Genomic DNA, 19,794 nt, shown 5'->3' with positions numbered 1-19,794 from the left:
CCGTCTGATGCTGCTGTCGACGCTGGGGCTGGCGGCGGCCTGCGCCCTGCTCAACTACGCGGTCAATCCGATCTTCCTTTACCGCGACGGTGCTTCCGTGCTCGACAGCGGCACGCGGCTGCACTTTGCCGCGCATGCCCGCACCGCGAAGCCGATGATCATCGCGACGCGCCAGCCGGCGACCCTGGTCCTGGGCAGCTCGCGCGCGGAGCTGGCCTTCGATCCCGACCATGCGCTGTTGGCGCCGGGTGGCTACAACGCCGCCCTGTCCGGTGGCACCCTGGCGGAAGCCGGCCAGCTGCTGAGGCATGCGCTGCGGGTGTCACCGCCTCGGCGGGTGCTGCTGGTCGTCAATGCGTACGGCGACTTCCACCTGCGGGCACGCGGCGGCCTGCAGCGCGTGGAGGCCTGGCCCGAAGCGATGCCGTGGCGACTCTGGCACGTGCTGCGTGGCGGGGTACTGCTGGCGTCGCCGCAACTGGCCTGGCGCAGCCTGCAGGCGATCGCCGCGCCCGGCGAGTATCGCGGTGCGGGGCGGCGATTCGCGCCGGACGGCCAGCGCGGCCCGGAGTGGGCCGAGCACGGCCTGCGCCGGTTCGGACATTACGGCCTGTTCCGCGCGACCCTGGTTCACCTGTTCCGCCATCCGGCGGTCGATGGCGTGCTGGAGGGCAACCGTGCCCTGCTCGCGTCGCTGGTGGCAGAGATCCCGGCCGGAACCGAGTTGCTGCTGGTCGCCGAGCCGACCCATGCGGTGGTCTACGCCGCAGGCGAAGACCGGGACCGCGTCTACGACCGGACCACCGCGGGACTGCAGGCTATGGCGGATCTGGTCCGGCCCGGTGTGGCCGCCTGGGACTGCACGGGCAATACGCCCTTGAACGCCGAAGCGGTTCCCGCGAAAGGCGACAAGCGCGCCCGCATGCACTGGTGGCTGGACGCCAGCCACTATTCACCGGCTTACGGCACCGCGATGCTCGACCAGTTCTCCCGCGGCGACCGGTCCGGCCCCTGCCGGCGTCTCGGTTCGCGGCAGGAAATCGCCGCATCGCGGGCGCGGGCCAAGCCCGCGGTCATCCGCGCCGGCCGAACGATACTGCAGGCCCTGGGCCGGGAGATTCCATGACCGCTTCGTTTTTCGTCGCCTGCGCCAAGGGGCTTGAATATCTTCTGGCCGACGAGCTCCTCGCCCTGGGCGCCGCCAGGGCGACCGCCGCGCTGGCCGGCGCCAATGCCGTCGGTGAACCGGAAGCGGCCTATCGCGCCGTGATGTTCTCGCGCCTGGCCAGCCGCGTGCTTTGGCCGCTGGCCGAATTCGACTGCGCCAATGAGTACGACCTCTACCAGGGCGTGCACGCCATCGACTGGGGCGCGCACCTGGACCCCGAGGGCACGCTGGCGGTGGACGCGCACGTGTCCGGCCCGGCGCTGACGCACGAACGTTACGCCGCCCAGCGCGTGAAGGACGCCATCGTCGACCGCCTGCGCGCCGCCCACGGCGTGCGGCCGTCGGTCGACACCGAACACCCCGACCTGCGCCTGAGCCTGGTCGTCCGCAAGGGCAAGGCCATCGTCTCGGTGGACGTCGGCGGCGGCCCGCTGCACCGGCGCGGCTGGCGCCAGTCGCAGGGCGAGGCGCCGCTGAAGGAGAATCTGGCCGCGGCGATGCTGCTGCGCGGCGGCTGGCCGAAGCTTTACGCCGAAGGCGGCGCGCTGCTCGACCCGATGTGCGGCAGCGGCACCCTGCTGATCGAGGGGGCATTGATGGCGGCGGATGCGGCGCCGGGCCTGCAGCGCCTGCAGGGTGCGCTGCCGACGCGCTGGCGCGGCTTCGACGAATCGCTCTGGAACCAGGTGGAACTGGAGGCGCGGCAGCGCGCCGAGGCCGGACGGGCGGCGCTCACGCCGGTGTTCTTCGGCGCCGACCTCGACCCGGCCGCCCTGCATGCGGCGCAGGCCAATGCCGACCGCGCCGGCGTCGGCGAACTCATCCGCTTCGACCGCGCACCCGCGTCCGCACTGAAGGCGCCGGGCCCCGCACGCGGCCTGGTCGCCTGCAATCCGCCCTACGACGCCCGCCTCGCCGCCGACCCGGCGCTTTACCGCGAGCTCGGCGATGCGCTGCGCCGCGCTGTGCCGGAATGGCGCGCGGTGCTGCTGTGCGGCTCGGACGAGCTGGGCCAGGCCACGGGCCTGCGCGCGGCCAAACGCTATGCCTTCTTCAACGGCGCGATCGAATGTTCGCTGCTGCTGTGCGACCCGGTGCAGCCACCCGCGCGCGAACCGCGCGAGGCCAAACCGCTGTCGGACGGCGCGCAGATGGTCGCCAACCGGCTGCGCAAGAACCTCAAGCGCTTCAAGTCCTGGCGCGAACGCGAAGGCATCAGCTGCTACCGCGTCTACGACGCCGACCTGCCGGAGTATTCCGCGGCCATCGACGTCTATCGCGAGGACGGCGGCGAAGCGCGCGAGTTCGTGCACGTGCAGGAATACGAGGCGCCATCGAGCATCCCCGAGGCCGACTCGCGCCGCCGGTTCGGCGAACTGCTGGACGCCACGCGCGAAGTGTTCGCGGTGCCGCCGGCCCAGGTCGCCATCAAGACGCGTGCTCGCGGCAAGGGCGGCAGCAAGTACGGACGTTTGGACAAGCGCGGCGAGTTTTTCGTCGTGCGCGAGGGCGGGGCGCGCCTGCAGGTGAACCTGTTCGACTATCTCGACACCGGGCTGTTCCTCGACCACCGGCCGGTACGCCTGCGCATCGGCCGCGAAGCGGCCGGCAAGCGCCTGCTCAACCTGTTCGCCTACACCGGCGCGGCCAGCGTGCATGCGGCGGCCGGCGGCGCGGCGGAAACCACCAGCGTGGACCTGTCGGGCACCTACCTGGAGTGGGCCGGCCGCAACCTCGCGCTCAATGGCGCCACCGGCCGGCAGCACCGGCTGGTGCAGGCCGACGCCATGGCCTGGCTGGAGGCGGACCGCGGCCAGTACGACCTGATCTTCTGCGATCCACCCACCTTCTCGAACTCGGCGCGCGCCGAGGACTTCGACACCCAGCGCGACCATGTGCGCCTGCTGCGCGCGGCCATGGCCCGGCTGGCGCCGGGCGGGCTGCTGCTGTTCTCGAACAACTTCCGGCGCTTCCGCCTGGACGAGGCGGCGATCGCCGAGTTCGCGACCTGCACCGAGATCAGCCCGCGCACGATCGATCCCGACTTCGAGCGCAATCCGCGCATCCACCGCTGCTGGGAGCTGCGGCGGGCCTGAGCCGCGGATTCAGTCCGACACGCTAGCCGACACCGAGCCCTGCTTGCCGGTCGTGGCCTCGCGGTAAGCCTCGGCGTCGATCAGCTCCAGGCGTTCGATCCGGCAACTCATGCGCCCGACCCGGACTTCTTCGCCGACGTTGCCGCAGACGCGGCTGCTCACATGGTCGCCCTTGAAGGCGATCACCGATCCGTGCCCCAGTTCGGTGCAGTGTTCGGCCAGGTGCACGCGGTACTTGCGACGGCCGGCGTCCACCAGCAGCTCGTCGCCCGACACATAGTCCCAGGTGCGCGCCGACGAGGGGTCGAGACAGTCGGCGCCGCGCAGCGCATCGCGGGGCGCCGGCGCGCCGGATTCCCCGGCCACCGCCGGAGTCAGCGGCACCAGTGCCATAAGGCTGAACAGGATCGGGGAAATGCGCATGGCGGCGGGCCTCGGTCGGGACGGGGACGCCAGTCTTGCGCCGAAGGCCTTAACCCGCGCGAAACATCGCCCGGGGCATTATGCTGTGGCCATGAACCGCAGCAGCCACAACGCGTTGACCCTGGGTTGGACTTTCTTCCGGCAGTGGCTGAAGAACCCGCTGGGCGTCGCCGCCATCTCGCCCTCGAGCCCGCAGCTGGCGCGCCAGATGATGTCCGAGCTGCCGCGCGGCGCGAAGCGCGTGATCGAACTTGGCGGCGGCACCGGCGTATTCACCCAGGCCCTGCTCGACCACGGCATCGCGCCGGCCGACCTGCTGGTGCTCGAACTCAACGAAGAGCTGCACCAGCACCTGCAGAAACATTTCCCGACCGTGCAGGTGGCCTGCGCCGATGCCCGCGACCTGGCCGAGGTCGCCCTGGCCCGGGGTTTCGGTCCGGACGCGCCGGCCGACGCGGTGATCTCCGGCCTGGGCCTGCTGTCGATGCCCAAGGCGACCCAGCAGGCCATCCTCGGCGCCGCCTTCGACGCCATGCAGCCGCAGGGGCGCTTCGTCCAGTTCACCTACGGCCCGGCCAATCCGGTGGCGCGCGAGGTGATCGAATCGCTGGACCTCAACGCCCGCCGCGGCAGCTTCACCTGGTGGAACGTGCCGCCGGCGACGGTGTACGTGTACTCGCGGCGGGTCTCGAAGGCGATCGCCCCGCGGTCGATGCGCTGAGCGATTCGCGAGCCGGAACGAAGAAGGCGCCCCGCGGGGCGCCTTCTTCGTTCCGAGCCGGGTTCAGCGCCCGGTCTTGATCGTGGTCCAGGCGCGCACGCGTTCGCGGGTGACCTCGGGCGGGAAGGTCGCCGGGTCCACCAGCTTGGCCATCACCTCGGCGGGCGGGTAGATCGCGGGGTCGCCGGAAATCTCCGGATCCACCAGGGCGGTCGCCGCGGTGTTCGGGCTGCCGTAGGCCACGTAGTTGGTGATGCCCGCCGCCACGTCCGGCTGCAGCAGGAAGTTGATGAAGGCGTGGGCGTTGTCGGGGTGCTTGCTGTCCTTCGGGATCGCGATCAGGTCCACCCAGCGCAGCGCGCCTTCCTTCGGGATGATGTAGCGGATCTCCATGCCGTTCTCGGCCTCCTCGGCGCGGTCGCCGGCCATGAACACGTCGCCGGAGTAGCCCATCGCCAGGCAGACATCGCCATTGGCCAGGTCGTCGATGTACTTGGAGGAGTGGAAGTAGCGGATGTGCGGGCGGATCCTGGCGTAGGCGTCGACCACCGCCTGGGTCTCGTCGCCGCCGGTGGCGTTGGGGTCGCGGCCGGCGTGGATCAGGGCGGCGGCGAAGGCTTCCTGCTCGTCGTCGAGCACGGCGATGCCGCAGGCGGCCAGCTTCTCGGCGTTGGCCGGGTCGAACAGCAGGGCCCAGGAGTCGAGCGCCACGTCCTCGCCCAGCGCCTCCTTCACCTTGGCCACGTTGATGCCCAGGCCGGTGGTGCCCCACATGTAGGGCAGGGTGTGGGAGTTGCCGGGATCGACGTCCTCGAGCGACTTGAGCAGGTCCGCGTCGAGGTTGCCCAGGTTCGTCAGCTTCGCCTTGTCCAGCGGCGCGTACACGCCGGCGACGATATGGCGCTGGGCGAACGGACGGGCCGAGGGAAAGACGACGTCATAACCGGAGGCGCCGGTCATCAGCTTGGTCTCGAGGATCTCGTTGCCGTCGTAGACGTCGTAGACGACCTTGATGCCGGTCGCCTTCTCGAAGTTGGCGAGCGTGTCCTCGGCGATGTAGTCGGACCAGTTGTAGACGTAGACGACCTTCTCCTCGCCGGCCGCGGCAGGCGGCGCCGTGGTGTCGCCGCTGGGGTCGCCGGCCGGTTCGGGCGAGCCGCCGCAGGCGGCCAGGAGCAGGGCGGTGGCGAGCAGGCTCGCGCGCAGGGTCGTGGTCGGGCTCATGGCGGGCTCCAGGGGACGGGCCTGCCATGTTCGGCGCGCCCTCCGGGGCTGTCAACGCGCGTGGGAGTCGCCGTGGTCAGGCCGTGCCGGGCCAGTCGCCGGCCAGCAGCCCCATCAGCACGCTGTCCTGGAGCTCGCCGGCGACCCGCCAGCGCTGGCGCAGATAGCCCTCGCGCCGGAAGCCCAGCGCCTCGAGCGTGCGCAGCGACGGCTGGTTGCGCGGATCCACGTCGGCCTCGATGCGGCGCAGGTCCAGTGCCCCGAACGCGTGGTCGAACAGCACCGTCAGCGCCTCGCGCGCGTAGCGCCGGCCCCAGTGGTCGCGCGCGAGTGCGAAACCGAGTTCGGCCCGGCCCTGGGCATGGTCGATCGCGTAGAGGGTGGCGGTGCCGATGATCCGGTCGTCGCCGCGAAGGGCGATGCCCCACTGGAACAGGTTGCCCTGGTCGAAGCCGCGCTGGATCGCCTCGAGATAGATCTCGGCCTCGTCGCGATGCGGCCAGGCGCGATGGCTCCAGAAACGGGTCACGTCGCTGTCGGAGAACACCCGGTACAGATCGTCCAGGTCGCAGGCTTCGAGCCAGCGCAGCTGCAGCCGCGGTGCGACCAGGGTGGGCAGGCGTTCGCCGGTGACCGAAGGCGGCAGGGCCTGGTCGGTGCGTCGGCGGCGCAGGTGGGAGACGGTATTGAGGGCCATGGCCGCGATCAGGGGGAGTCATCGGACAAAACGGCAAAAGGCCGTCCGGGCGGCCTGCGGTGGCATCGTCCCGGGCAGCATGCAACCCTGCGTTGCGGGCCCGGGGCTGTGGTCCCGGCGGTGCGGCCCTACTTTATGGCCATGGCGCCACGGCGCCGCCAACCCAGGAGGCCACCATGTCCACCTCGATCCGTCCCGTCGTCCGCAAGCTGCGCGGCCAGGCCGCCAGCGATGGCGCCGGCGTGCGCCTGACCCGCGTCATCGGCACGCCGCAGCTGCCCGACCTCGACCCCTTCCTGCTGCTCGACGAATTCGGCACCGACCGGCCCGAGGATTACCTCGCCGGCTTCCCCTCGCATCCGCACCGCGGCTTCGAGACGGTGACCTACATGCTCGACGGCCGCATGCGCCACAAGGACAACCACGGCAACGAAGGCGTGCTGGTGCCCGGCAGCGTGCAGTGGATGACCGCGGGCCGCGGCATCGTGCACTCCGAGATGCCCGAGCAGGAGCAGGGCCGGATGCGCGGCTTCCAGCTGTGGGTGAACCTGCCCTCGGGCGAGAAGATGACCGCGCCGAAATACCAGGAGTACGGTCCCGAGCGTTTTCCGGAAACGGACGCCGCGCCGGGCGTGCGTGCCAAGGTGATCGCCGGCCAGGTCGGCGACACCGTCGGCCCGATCGTCCAGCCCGCCACCGACCCGACCTACCTCGACCTGCGCATCGCCGCCGGCGCGCGCTACGAACACCCGCTGCCGGAAGGCCACACCGCCTTCGCCTATGTGTACGAGGGCGGCGTGCGTTTCGGCGAGGGCCAGGACGCGGCGACCGTGGCGACGCAGGAGCTGGCGGTATTCGGACCGGGCGAACGCATCGTGGTGGAAGGCCGCGAGGCCCTTACCCGCCTGATCCTGGTCGCCGGCCGGCCGCTGCGCGAACCGGTGGCGCGTTACGGCCCCTTCGTGATGAACACCCAGGCCGAGCTGCGCCAGGCCTTCGAAGACTTCCAGGCCGGGCGTTTCTGAGCCCGTCGTCCCCGCAACAGGAGAAGCCCATGGCCGCCCGTCCCGTCACCGTCCGCATCGGTGCCACTTATCCGTCCTATGCGACCCAGCTGGTCGTCGGCCACCACCACACCGTGGCCGACGAACCGGTCGACCTGGGCGGCGGCGACACCGGCCCCGCCCCGGACGAGATCCTGCTCAGCGCGCTCGGTGCCTGCACGGCGATCACCCTGCGCATGTACGCCGAGCGCAAGCAGTGGCCGCTGGAGGGCGTCGAAGTGAAGCTCGGTTACGCCGAACGCGGCAAGGACAAGACCGTGATCACGCGCCAGGTCGAACTGCGCGGAAAGCTCGACAGCGGGCAGCGCGAACGGCTGCTGCAGATCGCCAATGCCTGCCCGGTGCACAAGATACTCACCGGGCCCGTCGAGATTCCGACCACGCTGGTCTGAGCGGGGGAACGAAAAAGGCCGGGGAGACCCGGCCTTCTCTTGCCACGGTGCCGGGCGGGCTTCGCGGAACTCGGCCTGGTTTCGCCGGGTTCAATCGGGCAGGGGAATGAACTCCGTTTCGCCGGGCACCTGGCCGATGCGGCCTTCGCGCCAGTCGGCCTTGGCCTGCTCGATGCGCTCGCGCGAGCTCGACACGAAGTTCCACCAGACGTGGCGATGGCCGTCGAGCGGGGCGCCGCCGAGCAGCATCACCCGCGCATCGGTCTTCGCGCGCAGCAGCGGCTCGCTGCCGGGGTCGAGCACGGCCAGGTGCTCCAGGGGCAGGGCTTCGCCGTCGAGCTCGAGCTCGCCCGAGACCGGATAGAGCGCGCGTTCGGCGTGTTCGACCGGAATCGGCAGGGCGCAGCCGGCCTGCAGGTCGATCGAAACGTACAGCGTGTCCATCAGCACCGAAACCGGCGCGCGTTCGCCGAAGGCATGGCCGGCGACGACGGTGAGCGTCGCGCCGGGCAGTTCGACCACGGGCAGCGTGGCCTTGGGGTGGTGCGCGAACGACGGAGCGTCCTCTTCGTGCGCCTGCGGCAGCGCCACCCAGGTCTGCAGGCCGTGCATGCGCTGGGGCTTGCCGCGCAGGCGCTCGGGCGTGCGCTCGGAATGCACGATGCCGCGGCCCGCGGTCATCCAGTTCACGTCGCCGGGATTGATCTCCTGCACCGAGCCGACACTGTCGCGGTGCATGATCGCGCCCTCCCACAGGTAGGTGACGGTGGCCAGGCCGATGTGCGGGTGTGGCCGCACCTCCAGGCCCTGGTCGGGGCCCAGGTCGGCGGGCCCGATGTGGTCGAAGAACACGAAGGGGCCGACGGTGCGCGCCTTCAGGTGCGGCAGCAGGCGTTTGACGGTGAAACCGCCGCCCAGGTCGTGCGTGCGCGGGGGGATGGACAGGGGCATGGCGGTCTCCGGTGGCGACTGGCCGCTAGGATGCCACGCGCGCCACGGCCGGGAAGACCGCGCCGGACAATCCTTCGTTGCGGATCAGTAGCGGCTGGTGCTGACCCGCGCCTGGCCGTCGGCGTCGAGCGTGATGACGGTATAGCGGTCGAATTCGGTTTCCGGCATCGGCGCCGCGGCCTGGCCGGAGATCGCCTGCACCAGGTCCGGCACGGTGTTGCTATGCCCGACCACCAGCGCGGTGCTGCCGGCGGGCAGGGCGCGCAGGTCGCGCGCCAGGTCCGCGGCATAGGTGGCGGCATTGCCGCCATCGATCGGGCGCACCTGCACCTCGAGGCCGGCGGCCTTTGCGGCCGGTTCGGCGGTCAGGCGCGTGCGCCGGTACTGGGTGCTGTAGGCAGCGTCGAGGCCGGCGTGTTCCAGCGCCTTCGCCAGCGCCTGGGCCCGGGCCTGGCCGGCGTCGCTCAGGCTCGGGTCGCGGGGATCGTCCGTGGCCTTCTCGGCGTGGCGGACCACGATCACGACCGTGCTGGACTGGGCGAAGCTGCTCATCGGCAGGGCCAGGGCGAGGATCAGCAGCAGGAGGCGCATCAGTACTGCTCCAGGGTTCCAAGCACCCCGACGAAGAGCAGCAGCCCCAGGAAGTAGACGATGGGCGAAACCACCAGGCTGCAGACCAGCTGGCCGATGCCGTGCGCCGTCTCGCCTTTCGATATCACGATGATCGAGAGGATGAAGGCCGCCAGGTTCACGGCCCATCCCAGCATGCCCAGCCCCGGGAACGGGATCATGAACAGCAGCCAGGCACCGCCGAGCGTGAGCCAGCCCGCCATCACCGGCGCCTTGGTGGGAATCGCGTCGTTCATTGCCTGCCCCCATGTCGTTGCGGCCAATGTAGCCGGGGCGGGGCGCCCGGCCAAGCGCGGCGATCAGCCCTTGGCCAGCAGCGCCAGCAGGCCCTTGGCGGTGCGCAGGCGCGAGGCCGCGTCGGGCAGCTCCAGGCGCAGGCGCAGCTTGTCGGGGCCTTCCATCGCATAGACCTTGGGCTGGCCCTGGATCAGGCGGATCACCGACATCGGGTCGATGGTCGGCTGCGGCAGGAAGATCACGCGGCCGCCCGTGGGACCGAGTTCGAGCTTGCGGATGCCCAGGGGCGTCGCGGCCAGTTTCAGTTCCGCGACGGCGAACAGCTGTTTCGCGGGATCGGGCAGCACGCCGAAGCGGTCCACCATCTCCACCTGCAGTTCCTTCAGGCGGTCCTCGTCGCGCGCGCCGGCGATGCGCTTGTACAAGGTCAGGCGCGCGTGCACGTCGGGCAGGTAGTCGTCGGGGATCAGCGCGGGCAGGTTGAGTTCGACCTCGGCGCCGTGGCGCAGGGCCGGGTCGAGGTCGGGGATCTTGCCGGACTTGATCGACTTCACCGCGCGCTCGAGCAGCTCCGTGTACAGCGAGAAACCGATCTCGGCCATCTGGCCGCTCTGGTCCTCGCCCAGCAGTTCGCCGGCGCCGCGGATCTCGAGGTCGTGCGTCGCGAGCGTGAAGCCCGCGCCCAGTTCCTCGAGCGAGGCCAGCGCTTCCAGGCGCTTTTCGGCGTCGCCGGTCATCGCCTTCTTGTTCGGCACCACCAGGTAGGCGTAGGCGCGGTGGTGCGAACGGCCGACGCGGCCGCGCAGCTGGTGCAGCTGGGCCAGGCCGAAGCGGTCGGCGCGGTGGATCACGATGGTGTTGGCGCTGGGGATGTCGATGCCCGACTCGATGATCGTCGTGCACACCAGCACGTTGAAGCGCTGGCGGTGGAAGTCGAGCATCACCTGCTCCAGCTCGCGCTCGGGCATCTGGCCATGGGCGATCCGGATGCGCGCCTCGGGCACCAGTTCGCCCAGCTCGCGCGCCATCTTCTCGATGGTGTCGACCTCGTTGTGCAGGAAGTAGACCTGGCCGCCGCGCGCCAGCTCGCGCTGGAAGGCTTCGCGCAGCAGGTTGGCGTCCCAGGGCGTCACCACGGTCTGCACCGCCAGGCGGTGCGCCGGCGGGGTGGCGATGATGCTCAGCTCGCGCAGCCCGCTCATCGCCATGTTCAGCGTGCGCGGGATCGGCGTGGCGGTGAGCGTCAGCAGGTGCACCTCGGCGCGCAGGGCCTTCAGCGCTTCCTTCTGGCGCACGCCGAAACGCTGCTCCTCGTCGACGATCACCAGGCCCAGGTCGTGGAACTTCACGTCCGGCTGCAGCAGGCGGTGGGTGCCGACGATCACGTCGATCTTGCCCTCGGCCAGCTGCGCCAGCGCCGCCTTGATCTCCTTGGCGGACTTGAAGCGGCTCAGCACCTCGACGCGGATCGGCCAGTCGGCGTAGCGGTCGCGGAAGTTGCGGTAGTGCTGCTCGGCCAGCAGGGTGGTCGGCACCAGCACGGCGACCTGCTTGCCGGCGGCCGCGGCGACGAAGGCTGCGCGCACCGCCACTTCGGTCTTGCCGAAGCCGACGTCGCCGCAGACCACCCTGTCCATCGGTTGGGAACGGCCCAGGTCGGAAATCACGGCTTCAATGGCCGCCAGTTGGTCGGGCGTTTCCTCGAAGGGGAAGGTCGCCGCGAAGGGTTCGTACATCGCCCGGTCCAGCGCCAGCGCCAGGCCCTGACGCGCCTGCCGGCGGGCCTGGATTTCCAGCAGCTCGGCGGCGACGTCGCGGACCTTCTCGGCGGCCTTGCGCTTGGCCTTCTCCCACTGTTCGCCGCCCAGCGAATGCAGCGGCGCCAGTTCCGGCGACGCGCCGGAATAGCGGCTGACCAGCTGCAGCTGCGCGACGGGGACGTAGAGCTTGTCGCCCTTGGCATATTCGATCTGCAGGAACTCGCCGCGCACGCCGCCGGTGTCGAGCACGACCAGGCCCTGGTAGCGGCCGACGCCGTGGTCCTCGTGCACGATCGGCGAACCGAGCTGGATCTCGCTCAGGTCGCGCAGCACCGTGTCCGGGTCGCGCGCGGCCTTGCGGCGGCGGCGCGACTGTTCGGCGCGTTCGGGGAAGAGCTGGCGTTCGGTCAGCACCGCCAGCGGCGGTTCGGTCAGCGCGAAGCCGTCGTCCAGCGGCGCGACCGTGATGGCGAACGTCTCGCTGCCGGCGAGGAAGGCGTCCCAGCCGGCGACCGCCGCGGGCCTGAGGTCGGCCGAGGCCAGCAGTTCGATCAGCGCCTCGCGCCGGCCGGCGGAATCGGCCGCCATCAGCACGCGGCCCGGATAGGCGCGCAGGAAGTCGTGCAGGGCCGCGCCCGGGTCGCCGCCCTTCTGGCTCCAGGGCAGCGACGGCGCGGGCTGCTCGGCCATCGCCACGGCCTTGTCGCGCTGGGCGTGGTCGGGACCGGCGAGCTCGATGCGCGGCGCCTTGTTCCAGGCCGCGCGCAGCTCCTCGGGCGGCAGGAAGATCTCGGCCGGCGCCAGGATCGGCCGCTCGATGTCGTGGCGGCGCTGCTCCCAACGATCGGTGGTCTGGGCCCAGAACGCGGCCGCGGCCTCGTTCACGCCGTCGCCGATCACCACGAGCGTTTCGCCGGAAAGATGTTCGAACAGCGAGGCCGTGCGTTCGAAGAACAGCGGCAGGTAGTACTCGATGCCGGCCGGCGCGCCGCCTTCCTTCAGGTCCTGATAAAGCGGGCAGCGGCGCGGGTCGAACTCGAAGCGCTCGCGCAGCAGCTCGCGCACGCGCCGGGCGCTGTCGGCGTCTAGCGGGAACTCGCGGGCCGGCAGCAGGCGCACCGATTCCACCGCGTGGTCGGAGCGCTGAGTTTCCGGGTCGAAGCTGCGCAGCGAATCGATCTGGTCGTCGAACAGCTCGATGCGGTAGGGCTGGTCCGCGCCCATCGGGTAGAGGTCGAGCAGGGCGCCGCGTACGGCGAAATCGCCCGGGTCCAGCACCTGCGGCACGTTGCGGTAGCCGGCGGCCTCGAGCCGGCGCTTCTCGGCGTCGAGGTCGAGCTTCTGGCCGCGCGTCAGGTCCAGCGTATTGCCGGCGATCCACGCCGGCGGCGGCAGCCGCTGCATCAGCGAGGCGACCGGCACCACCAGCACGCCCTTTCGCGCGGTCGGCAGGCGGTACAGCGCCGCCACGCGCTGCGACACGATGTCCGGATGCGGGCTGAACAGGTCGTAGGGCAGGGTTTCCCAGTCGGCGAAGTGCAGCACCGGCAGGTCGCCGGCCAGCACGCGCAGGTCGTGTTCCAGCGCCTGCGCGCCATGGCTGTCGCGGGTGACCGCCAGCACCAGGCCGTCGTGGCCGCGCGCGGCCTCGGCCAGGCCGAGCGCAAGCGCGCTGGCGCTGGCCGGCGCGCGCCACAGGGCGCGCTGCTGGCCGGCCTTGGGGCGGGGCGCGGAGGGAAGGAGGGGGCGGGTCATGGGGCCGCGGAGTTTACCGCAGGCGCCGCCCGGCCCGGCTCATCGCCGGGGTAATCGTTTTGGCGGCGCCAGGTCCAGGGTGATGCGCAGCAGGTTCGGCGATTCCGGGCTCATCTCGCGCTGGAAGCCCATGGCCAGGGCCAGGGCGATCATCGCGGTGTTCTCGTCTAGCACGTCGCCCCAGATGCGGCGGATGCCGTGCGCCTCGGCCCATTCGACCAGGCGGCGCATCAGGGCCACGCCCAGGCCCTGGCCGGACACGAAGTGCGACACCAGGATTGCGAACTCGGCGCTGTCGCAGCCCGGGTCGCGGTTGAGCCGCGCCAGGGCGCCGACCAGGGCTTCGCCCGGCGGCAGCGGTTCGGCCGCGACCACGGCGAAGGTCTGGCCCGGGACCGGATGCACCAGCGTCTGCAGGTAGTCGGGACTGAGCGCCTTCACCGGGTGCAGGTAGCGGCGCCGGACCTCGTCTTCGGTCAGCAGCTCGAAGGCGCCGGCGATCGGTGCGGCGTCGGCCGGCTGCACCGGGCGCAGCCACAGTTCGCGGCCGTCGGGCAGGCGCAGCACCTCGGTGCGCTCCGGGCGCAGGGAGGGCCGTGACGGACTGCGGCGGGTGGACATCATGGCGCGAAGGGTGTCAGCAGACGGCTGGGAGCATGCTCTAAACTGACGCGGAAACGTTCATGAAACAGACATCGGGGGCGGGCGCCATGGACGAGAGATCGCTGCGCAAGCTCAGCGCGGACTGGCCCGGGGTCACCGCCGAGATCAAATGGGACGATGACCTGATTTTCATGGTGGCGGGAAAAATGTTCTGCGGCCTGTGCGTGAAGGGTGCGGACAAGGGAAAGCTCGCCTTCAAGGTGGAGGAGGAGAGGTTCCTGGAGTTCACCGACCGTCCCGGCATCGTGCCGGCGCCCTACATGGCGCGCTCGCACTGGATCAGCATGGACGACGCCTCGGTGCTGCCGCGGGCCGAACTGCAGGCGCTGGTTCGCCGGGCCTACGAACTGGTGCGCGGGAAGCTGCCCAAGAAGCTGCAGCGTGAACTCGCCGACGGCTGAAGCCGCGGCGCCCGGATTCGCCCAGGCGCTGCGCTTCTGGTGGCTGCTGGGCTGGATCAGCTTCGGCGGCCCGGCCGGGCAGATCGCGGTGATGCACACCGAGCTGGTCGAGCGGCGGCGCTGGGTCGACGAGGCGACGTTCCTGCACGCGCTCAACTACTGCATGCTGCTGCCGGGTCCGGAGGCGATGCAGCTCGCGATCTACCTGGGCTGGCGCCTGCACGGCGTGCGCGGCGGGATCGCCGCCGGCGCCCTGTTCGTGCTGCCCGCCACCGTGCTGCTTGCGTTGTTGTCCTGGGCCTACCTGGCCTTCGGCTGGTTGCCGGTGGTGGCCGGCATCAGCCTGGGCCTGTCGGCCGCGGTGCTGGCCCTGCTGGCGCAGGCGGTGTGGCGGCTCGGGCAGCGGGTGCTGCGCGGGGCCTTTCCGAAGCTGCTGGCGCTGTTGGCCCTGGCCGGGTTGGCCGCCGGACTGGGGTTTCCATGGGTCCTTGCCGCCGCGGCTGGACTGGGGGCGCTGGCGGGCCGGTTCGCGCCCGCGTGGCTGCTGTCCCCGCACGCGGTTGCCCGCCGGGCGCCGCCGGGCCCGGCGCAGGGCAGCCGGCGCCGAGCCCTGGCGCTGGCCGCAGGCCTGCTGGTCGCATGGTGGCTGCCGCTGTTCGCGCTGCGGCTCGTGCTCGGGCCCGACAGCACGGTCTGGGCGCAATCGCTGTTCTTCAGTCAGGCGGCACTGGTCACCTTCGGCGGCGCCTATGCCGTGCTGCCGCATGTCGCGCAGCAGGCGGTCGAACACCACGGCTGGCTGACGGCCGCGCAGATGATGGTCGGCCTGGGGCTGGCGGAAACCACGCCGGGCCCGCTGATCATCGTGCTGGAGTTCGTCGGCTTTGTCGGAGGCTGGAACCGGCCCGACCTGGCCTCGCCGCTGGCCTCGGCCCTGCTGGGTGCGGGCGTGACGGTATGGGCGACCTTCCTGCCCAGCTTCCTGTTCGTGCTGCCGCTGGCGCCCTGGATAGACGGCCTGCGCGACCGGCCGCTGCTGTCGGCGGCGATCGCCGGCATCAGCGCCGCGGTGGTCGGCGTGATCGTGAACCTGGCCGTGTGGTTCGGCGTGCACCTGTATGCCGCCCGCGCGCCGACCGAGATCGTTTTCATCACAGCGGTGGCGCTGCTGTCGTGGTTGGCCCTGGCGAAGGCCCGCTGGCATGTGGTGGCGGTGGTGCTGGCCGCGGGCGTGGCCGGTGCGGCCTGGAGCTTGCTGCCCGGCTGAAGCCGCGGTTGTCGCCTCCGGGGTCGTGGGCTAGGCTGGGGCGGGGATCCACCGCAGGGGCAGACACGCATGGCGGCAAGGGGCGGCAAGGGTCTGGGCGTCAGCGCGCTGCTGCTGATCGTCCTGGCTTGGGCCGGAACGCCGGCCACCGCCACACCCCCGACCGCCGCGCCGGCGGCGCCTGCCAGCGCCAGCCGCGCCGACACGGTCGAGCGCGATCCGCTCGAGACCCGCGCCCTGCTCGAACCCGAGGCCGTGCTGCACGAAGTCGTGCCGGCCATCCGCAACGCCCGCATCGCCAACGACCACCGCCGGCTCGCCCTGCTGTACCTGGCCCAGGCCAACGCCTGCCGCGTGGTCGCCGACTGGAACTGCCAGCGCGAGGCCGGCCTGCAGGCGCGGGCCGAAGCGCGCCAGGCGAACGCGCCGCAGCTGGAGGCGCGCGGACTGATCGCCGAGAGCCGCGCCCGCATCGCGATGCAGGACTACACGCGCGGCGAGCGCCTGCTCGGCGAGGCGGAGGTGCTGCTCAAGGCCTCGCCCCAGCCCGAACTGCTGGCGGACGTGTTCCTGGCCTATTCCTCCATGAGCTATTCGCTGGGCAAACACGCCCTGGCCGCGCAGTACGCCGAACGCGGCCTGGCCCTGCTCGCCGAGGGCGAGGGCCTGACCATGCAGGCGCGCCTGCAGCGCAACCTCGCGCGCGCGCTGTCGCAGACCGGACGCATCGACGAGGCCGGCGATGCCCTGGCGGAAGCGACCCGCCTGGCCGAACGCCTGTCCGATCCCAAGCTCGGCGCCGAGCTCTACCTCGAGGCCGCGCGGCTGGCACGCATCGCCGGCGACCAGACCACCCAGCGCGTCAACGGCGAACGCATCCTGGTGCTGGCCGACCGGCTGAAGAATTCGCAGCTGGCCGGGCTGGGGCACGAGGTGCTGGGTCTGGCCGCCGCGGATGCCGGGGATGGCGACACCGCGCTGCGCGAATTGCGGGCGGCGCAGCAGTCGTTCCGTTCGCTCGAGCTGGTGAGCGACGAGCTGAGGGTGCTGCGCGAGCTGGTGGGTTTCCTGCTGCGCGAGCGCCCGTCCAGCGCCGACCTGCCGCCGCTGTTCGAACGGTTCCTGGCGCTGGACAACACGCTGGCGCAGAACGAGCGCGCCCAGGCCGCCGACGACTTCGACGCCCGCCTGAAATACGCCGAGCGCGAGAACGAGATCCTGCGCCTGCAGGCCGAAACCACCCTGGCCGGCGAACGCGAACGGGCCCTGGCCGAAAGCAACCGCCTCAGCCGGACCCTGATGGCGCTGGGCATCCTCACCCTGATCGTGCTGGCGGTCTTCTTCGTCGTCCAGCGCCGCAGCCACCGCCGCCTGCAGGGCGTGCTGGCCAAACTCGGCGAGAGCGAGCTGCAGTACCGGACCCTGGCCGAGAATTCCAGCGACCTGGTGGTGCGCATGCAGTTCGACGGCCGCCGCCTCTACGTCTCGCCCTCGACCCGCGAGCTGCTGGGCTTTGAGCCCGAAGAACTGATGCAGCCGCGCTGGGAGCTGGTGCATCCCGACGACCGCGAGCGGCTGCGGCAGGCGATCGAAGCGCTGGCGCGCGACGGCGGATCGACCACCGTCGTCTACCGGGCCCAGCACCGCCATGGCCACTACGTCTGGATCGAGGCGCTGGCGCGCCGCGTGACCGGGCCGGAGGGCCTGCCGGAGATCCTCTACACGGGACGCGACATCTCCACGCGGGTGCGCGCCGAGCAGGCGCTGGCGGCGATCCAGGCGCGGCTGCGCGCGGTCACCGACAACATCCCGGCGATGATCGCCCACATCGACACCCAGGAGCGCTATACCTTCGCCAACGGCCACAGCGGCCGCATCCTGTCCAAGCTGCCGGACGCGGTGATCGGCCGCACGGTGCGCGAGGTGCGCGGCGAGGCGATCTACAGTGAGATCAAGGGCCACATCGCCGCCGCGTTGCGCGGCGAGCGCGTGACCTTCGAGGGCCAGGCCGAGGTCGACGGGCAGACCCGCCACTACCAGACCAGCTACGTGCCGGACGTGGGCGCCGACGGCAAGGTGCAGGGGTATTTCTCCTTCATCTTCGACATCACCCAGCTCAAGACCGCCGAGCGCGAACTGGAGCGCCAGGCGCGCATCGATGGCCTGACCGGCGTCGCCAACCGCCGGTACTTCGATGAGCGCCTGGCCTCGGGCGTGGCGCGCGGCCGCCGGTCCGGCGCGCCGATCGCACTGCTTTACCTGGACATCGACCGCTTCAAGGCCATCAACGACGGACGCGGCCACGCCGGCGGCGACCAGGTGCTGCGCGAGTTCGCGCGGCGGCTGAAGTCGAACGTGCGCGAAGGAGACCTCGTGGCCCGCATCGGCGGCGACGAGTTCGTGGTGCTGGTGGAAGGCGCGGAGTCGCTGGCCGGCGTGCAGGCGCTGGCGGCCAAGCTGCTGCGGGCGATCGAGGCGCCATTCGAACTTCCGGGCGGTCCGCTGGCGGTGGGCACCAGCATCGGGCTGGCCTACAGCCGACGTTCGGTCACCGCGGACCGGCTGCTGGCTGCCGCCGACCAGGCCCTCTACCAGGCCAAGGACGCGGGACGCGCCACCTGGCGCGCGGTCGAGCTGGACTGAGCGGACGCCGCTTGCGCGCAGCCGACCCTTGGGCTCAACTGCGGGCATGGACCTGCGCGAACGTTTCCTGACCCACCGCGTCGAGAACCAGCCGCCGCCGCTGGCGCCCTACGATGCCTTCGCCACCGACCTGCCGCTGCGCGAGGCCCTGGCCCGCGAGGGCGGCGACTGGGCCCGCGCCCAGGTGGCGGAATACGGCAAGCTCGCCGGCGGCGAACTGATGATGCTGGGCCGGCTCGCGAACGAAAACCGGCCGCGCCTGTATGCCTGCGACCGCTTCGGCCACCGGCTGGACGAGGTCGAGTTCCATCCGGCCTATCACCAGCTGATGGACACGGCGGTGCGCCACGGCGTGCCGGGTTTTGGCTGGCGACATGCCGATCGCCCCGGTGCGCACGTGGCGCGCGCCGCGCTGATGTTCCTGCACAACCAGGCCGACCAGGGCAGCAGCTGCCCGCTGACGATGACCTATGCCTGCGTGCCCGCGCTGCGCCACCAGCCCGACCTGGCGGCGTCCTGGCTGCCGCGCGTCGCCGCGCCCGACTACGACCCGCGGCACGTGCCGGCCTGGGACAAGGCCGGCAACACCATCGGCATGGGCATGACCGAAAAGCAGGGGGGCTCGGATGTACGCGCCAACAGCACGCGCGCATTCCCGGTCGCCGCAGCCGGGCCAGGCCGGCTGTACGAACTGGTCGGGCACAAATGGTTCTTTTCGGCGCCGATGTGCGACGCCTTCCTGGTGCTGGCCCAGGCCGCCGGCGGCCTGAGCTGCTTCCTGCTGCCGCGTTTCGCCCCCGACGGTACCCGCAACGCCATCCGCATCCAGCGCCTGAAGGACAAGCTCGGCGACTGGAGCAACGCCAGTTCGGAAGTGGAGTTCCAGGGCGCCGCCGCCTGGCTGGTCGGCGAGGAAGGGCGGGGCGTGGCGACGATCCTGCAGATGGTGGCGCTGACCCGGCAGGACTGCCTGATCGGTTCGGCCAGCCTGATGCGCCAGGCCCTGGTGCAGGCCATGCACCACGCGCGCCACCGCAGCGCCTTCGGCAAGCCGCTGGTGCGGCAGCCGCTGATGCGCAGCGTGCTCGCCGACCTGGCGCTGGAATCGGAGGCGGCGACCGCGCTGACCTTCCGCGTCGCGCGCGCGGTGGATGCCAGCGCGCGCGACCCGAACGAAGCCGCGTTCGCGCGCCTGGCCACGGCGCTGGGCAAGTACTGGGTGTGCAAACGCGCGCCGGCCTTCGTCAACGAGGCGCAGGAATGCCTGGGCGGTGCCGGTTACGTCGAGGAGTCCGGCCTGCCGCGGCTGTACCGGCAGGCGCCGCTGAATTCGATCTGGGAAGGCAGCGGCAACATCCAGTGCCTGGACCTGCTGCGCGTCCTGGGCCGCGAGCCTGAAAGCGCCGCGGCGTTTTTCGCCGAACTCGACGCGGCGCGCGGCGGGCACGTTCTGCTCGACGCCGAGGTGGCCCGCCTGAAGCAGGACCTGAATGCCGATCCGGCCAGCCTGGAGGCCGGTGCCCGCCGGCTGGCCGAACGTTTGGCCCTGGCCCTGCAGGCGGCGCTGCTGGTGCGCGCCGGGCAGGTGCCGGTGGCCGACAGCTTCTGCGCGCAGCGGCTGGGCCCCGATCGCGCCCTGGTCTATGGCGGCTTGGCGGCCGACGCGCCGGTCGCGACCCTGCTCGAACGCGCCGGGCCCTGA

Annotated in this window: 17 protein-coding genes; 9 read left to right on the top strand and 8 right to left on the bottom strand. The window is 71.3% G+C overall.

Features of this window, described 5'->3' with window-relative positions; translation table 11 throughout:
- The first annotated feature begins 7 nt into the window (after nucleotides 1-7).
- Nucleotides 8-1,126: a hypothetical protein gene (locus E1B00_RS04575; RefSeq protein ID WP_139446151.1), complete on the top strand. Its 1,119-nt coding sequence runs from the start codon at nucleotides 8-10 to the stop codon at nucleotides 1,124-1,126.
- On the top strand, nucleotides 1,123-3,264 hold the full coding sequence (gene rlmKL, locus E1B00_RS04570) for a bifunctional 23S rRNA (guanine(2069)-N(7))-methyltransferase RlmK/23S rRNA (guanine(2445)-N(2))-methyltransferase RlmL (protein WP_139446149.1): 2,142 nt from the start codon (nucleotides 1,123-1,125) through the stop codon (nucleotides 3,262-3,264). The genes E1B00_RS04575 and rlmKL overlap by 4 nt, the downstream gene beginning before the upstream one ends.
- A gap of 9 nt (nucleotides 3,265-3,273) precedes the next feature.
- Here the strand turns inward: rlmKL and E1B00_RS04565 are convergent, their stop codons facing one another.
- Nucleotides 3,274-3,687 carry a DUF6491 family protein gene (locus E1B00_RS04565; RefSeq protein WP_139446147.1) on the bottom strand — a complete coding sequence of 138 codons (414 nt, stop codon included), beginning with the start codon at nucleotides 3,685-3,687 and terminating at the stop codon, nucleotides 3,274-3,276.
- A 91-nt stretch (nucleotides 3,688-3,778) separates the two neighbouring features.
- Here E1B00_RS04565 and E1B00_RS04560 point away from each other — a divergent pair, with 91 nt between their 5' ends.
- On the top strand, nucleotides 3,779-4,408 hold the full coding sequence (locus E1B00_RS04560; protein WP_139446145.1) for a class I SAM-dependent methyltransferase: 630 nt from the start codon (nucleotides 3,779-3,781) through the stop codon (nucleotides 4,406-4,408).
- Nucleotides 4,409-4,471: 63 nt separating this feature from the next.
- Here E1B00_RS04560 and E1B00_RS04555 read toward each other — a convergent pair whose 3' ends face one another.
- Nucleotides 4,472-5,632 carry a polyamine ABC transporter substrate-binding protein gene (locus E1B00_RS04555; protein WP_139446143.1) on the bottom strand — a complete coding sequence of 387 codons (1,161 nt, stop codon included), beginning with the start codon at nucleotides 5,630-5,632 and terminating at the stop codon, nucleotides 4,472-4,474.
- A gap of 76 nt (nucleotides 5,633-5,708) precedes the next feature.
- Entirely contained in the window at nucleotides 5,709-6,329 is a 621-nt protein-coding gene (locus E1B00_RS04550; protein WP_139446141.1) for a GNAT family N-acetyltransferase, read from the bottom strand.
- Between the two features lie 176 nt (nucleotides 6,330-6,505).
- Here E1B00_RS04550 and E1B00_RS04545 point away from each other — a divergent pair, with 176 nt between their 5' ends.
- Nucleotides 6,506-7,354, top strand: coding sequence for a pirin family protein (locus E1B00_RS04545; RefSeq protein WP_139446139.1), 849 nt, complete (start codon nucleotides 6,506-6,508; stop codon nucleotides 7,352-7,354).
- Nucleotides 7,355-7,383: 29 nt separating this feature from the next.
- Nucleotides 7,384-7,785 (top strand): OsmC family protein, encoded by a 402-nt coding sequence (locus tag E1B00_RS04540; protein WP_139446137.1) that lies wholly within the window; start codon nucleotides 7,384-7,386, stop codon nucleotides 7,783-7,785.
- A gap of 90 nt (nucleotides 7,786-7,875) precedes the next feature.
- Here E1B00_RS04540 and E1B00_RS04535 read toward each other — a convergent pair whose 3' ends face one another.
- From E1B00_RS04535 to E1B00_RS04520, 5 genes are all read right to left on the bottom strand, one after another.
- Complete coding sequence (locus tag E1B00_RS04535) at nucleotides 7,876-8,736, bottom strand: pirin family protein (RefSeq protein ID WP_139446135.1); 861 nt, start codon at nucleotides 8,734-8,736, stop codon at nucleotides 7,876-7,878.
- Nucleotides 8,737-8,820: 84 nt separating this feature from the next.
- Nucleotides 8,821-9,327 carry a SixA phosphatase family protein gene (locus E1B00_RS15540; RefSeq protein ID WP_176693119.1) on the bottom strand — a complete coding sequence of 169 codons (507 nt, stop codon included), beginning with the start codon at nucleotides 9,325-9,327 and terminating at the stop codon, nucleotides 8,821-8,823.
- A complete protein-coding gene (locus tag E1B00_RS15535) occupies nucleotides 9,327-9,602 on the bottom strand; it encodes a hypothetical protein (protein ID WP_176693118.1) in 276 nt (91 codons plus the stop codon). Before E1B00_RS15535 ends, E1B00_RS15540 begins: the two co-directional genes overlap by 1 nt.
- 63 nt (nucleotides 9,603-9,665) lie before the next feature.
- Nucleotides 9,666-13,118 (bottom strand): transcription-repair coupling factor, encoded by a 3,453-nt coding sequence (gene mfd / locus E1B00_RS04525; protein ID WP_139446131.1) that lies wholly within the window; start codon nucleotides 13,116-13,118, stop codon nucleotides 9,666-9,668.
- 39 nt (nucleotides 13,119-13,157) lie between these two features.
- Nucleotides 13,158-13,739, bottom strand: a complete 582-nt coding sequence (locus E1B00_RS04520) for a GNAT family N-acetyltransferase (protein WP_139447701.1) — start codon at nucleotides 13,737-13,739, stop codon at nucleotides 13,158-13,160.
- Between the two features lie 62 nt (nucleotides 13,740-13,801).
- Between E1B00_RS04520 and E1B00_RS04515 the strand changes: the two genes are divergently transcribed.
- From E1B00_RS04515 to E1B00_RS04500, 4 genes are all read left to right on the top strand, one after another.
- Nucleotides 13,802-14,182, top strand: coding sequence for an MmcQ/YjbR family DNA-binding protein (locus E1B00_RS04515; RefSeq protein WP_246048465.1), 381 nt, complete (start codon nucleotides 13,802-13,804; stop codon nucleotides 14,180-14,182).
- Nucleotides 14,163-15,449, top strand: a complete 1,287-nt coding sequence (gene chrA, locus E1B00_RS04510; protein ID WP_139446127.1) for a chromate efflux transporter — start codon at nucleotides 14,163-14,165, stop codon at nucleotides 15,447-15,449. Before E1B00_RS04515 ends, chrA begins: the two co-directional genes overlap by 20 nt.
- A gap of 69 nt (nucleotides 15,450-15,518) precedes the next feature.
- On the top strand, nucleotides 15,519-18,092 hold the full coding sequence (locus tag E1B00_RS04505; RefSeq protein ID WP_139446125.1) for a diguanylate cyclase domain-containing protein: 2,574 nt from the start codon (nucleotides 15,519-15,521) through the stop codon (nucleotides 18,090-18,092).
- Nucleotides 18,093-18,138: 46 nt separating this feature from the next.
- Nucleotides 18,139-19,794: an isovaleryl-CoA dehydrogenase gene (locus tag E1B00_RS04500; RefSeq protein ID WP_139446123.1), complete on the top strand. Its 1,656-nt coding sequence runs from the start codon at nucleotides 18,139-18,141 to the stop codon at nucleotides 19,792-19,794.

It is taken from the genome of Arenimonas terrae (assembly GCF_006265115.1).
Taxonomy (GTDB): domain Bacteria; phylum Pseudomonadota; class Gammaproteobacteria; order Xanthomonadales; family Xanthomonadaceae; genus Arenimonas; species Arenimonas terrae.
Note: the sequence above shows the minus strand (reverse complement) of the source record. Positions and strands in the feature narration are given on the sequence as shown.

What these genes read in the sequence shown, in the direction of transcription:
- rlmKL (WP_139446149.1), top strand. Translation starts at nt 1,123, where the DNA reads ATGACCGCTTCGTTTTTCGTCGCCTGCGCCAAGGGGCTTGAATATCTT.
- E1B00_RS04550 (WP_139446141.1), bottom strand. Translation starts at nt 6,329, where the DNA reads ATGGCCCTCAATACCGTCTCCCACCTGCGCCGCCGACGCACCGACCAG.
- E1B00_RS04565 (WP_139446147.1), bottom strand. Translation starts at nt 3,687, where the DNA reads ATGCGCATTTCCCCGATCCTGTTCAGCCTTATGGCACTGGTGCCGCTG.
- E1B00_RS04560 (WP_139446145.1), top strand. Translation starts at nt 3,779, where the DNA reads ATGAACCGCAGCAGCCACAACGCGTTGACCCTGGGTTGGACTTTCTTC.
- E1B00_RS15535 (WP_176693118.1), bottom strand. Translation starts at nt 9,602, where the DNA reads ATGAACGACGCGATTCCCACCAAGGCGCCGGTGATGGCGGGCTGGCTC.
- E1B00_RS04555 (WP_139446143.1), bottom strand. Translation starts at nt 5,632, where the DNA reads ATGAGCCCGACCACGACCCTGCGCGCGAGCCTGCTCGCCACCGCCCTG.
- mfd (WP_139446131.1), bottom strand. Translation starts at nt 13,118, where the DNA reads ATGACCCGCCCCCTCCTTCCCTCCGCGCCCCGCCCCAAGGCCGGCCAG.
- E1B00_RS04535 (WP_139446135.1), bottom strand. Translation starts at nt 8,736, where the DNA reads ATGCCCCTGTCCATCCCCCCGCGCACGCACGACCTGGGCGGCGGTTTC.
- E1B00_RS15540 (WP_176693119.1), bottom strand. Translation starts at nt 9,327, where the DNA reads ATGCGCCTCCTGCTGCTGATCCTCGCCCTGGCCCTGCCGATGAGCAGC.
- E1B00_RS04500 (WP_139446123.1), top strand. Translation starts at nt 18,139, where the DNA reads ATGGACCTGCGCGAACGTTTCCTGACCCACCGCGTCGAGAACCAGCCG.
- E1B00_RS04540 (WP_139446137.1), top strand. Translation starts at nt 7,384, where the DNA reads ATGGCCGCCCGTCCCGTCACCGTCCGCATCGGTGCCACTTATCCGTCC.
- E1B00_RS04505 (WP_139446125.1), top strand. Translation starts at nt 15,519, where the DNA reads ATGGCGGCAAGGGGCGGCAAGGGTCTGGGCGTCAGCGCGCTGCTGCTG.
- E1B00_RS04545 (WP_139446139.1), top strand. Translation starts at nt 6,506, where the DNA reads ATGTCCACCTCGATCCGTCCCGTCGTCCGCAAGCTGCGCGGCCAGGCC.
- E1B00_RS04515 (WP_246048465.1), top strand. Translation starts at nt 13,802, where the DNA reads ATGAAACAGACATCGGGGGCGGGCGCCATGGACGAGAGATCGCTGCGC.
- E1B00_RS04575 (WP_139446151.1), top strand. Translation starts at nt 8, where the DNA reads ATGCTGCTGTCGACGCTGGGGCTGGCGGCGGCCTGCGCCCTGCTCAAC.
- E1B00_RS04520 (WP_139447701.1), bottom strand. Translation starts at nt 13,739, where the DNA reads ATGTCCACCCGCCGCAGTCCGTCACGGCCCTCCCTGCGCCCGGAGCGC.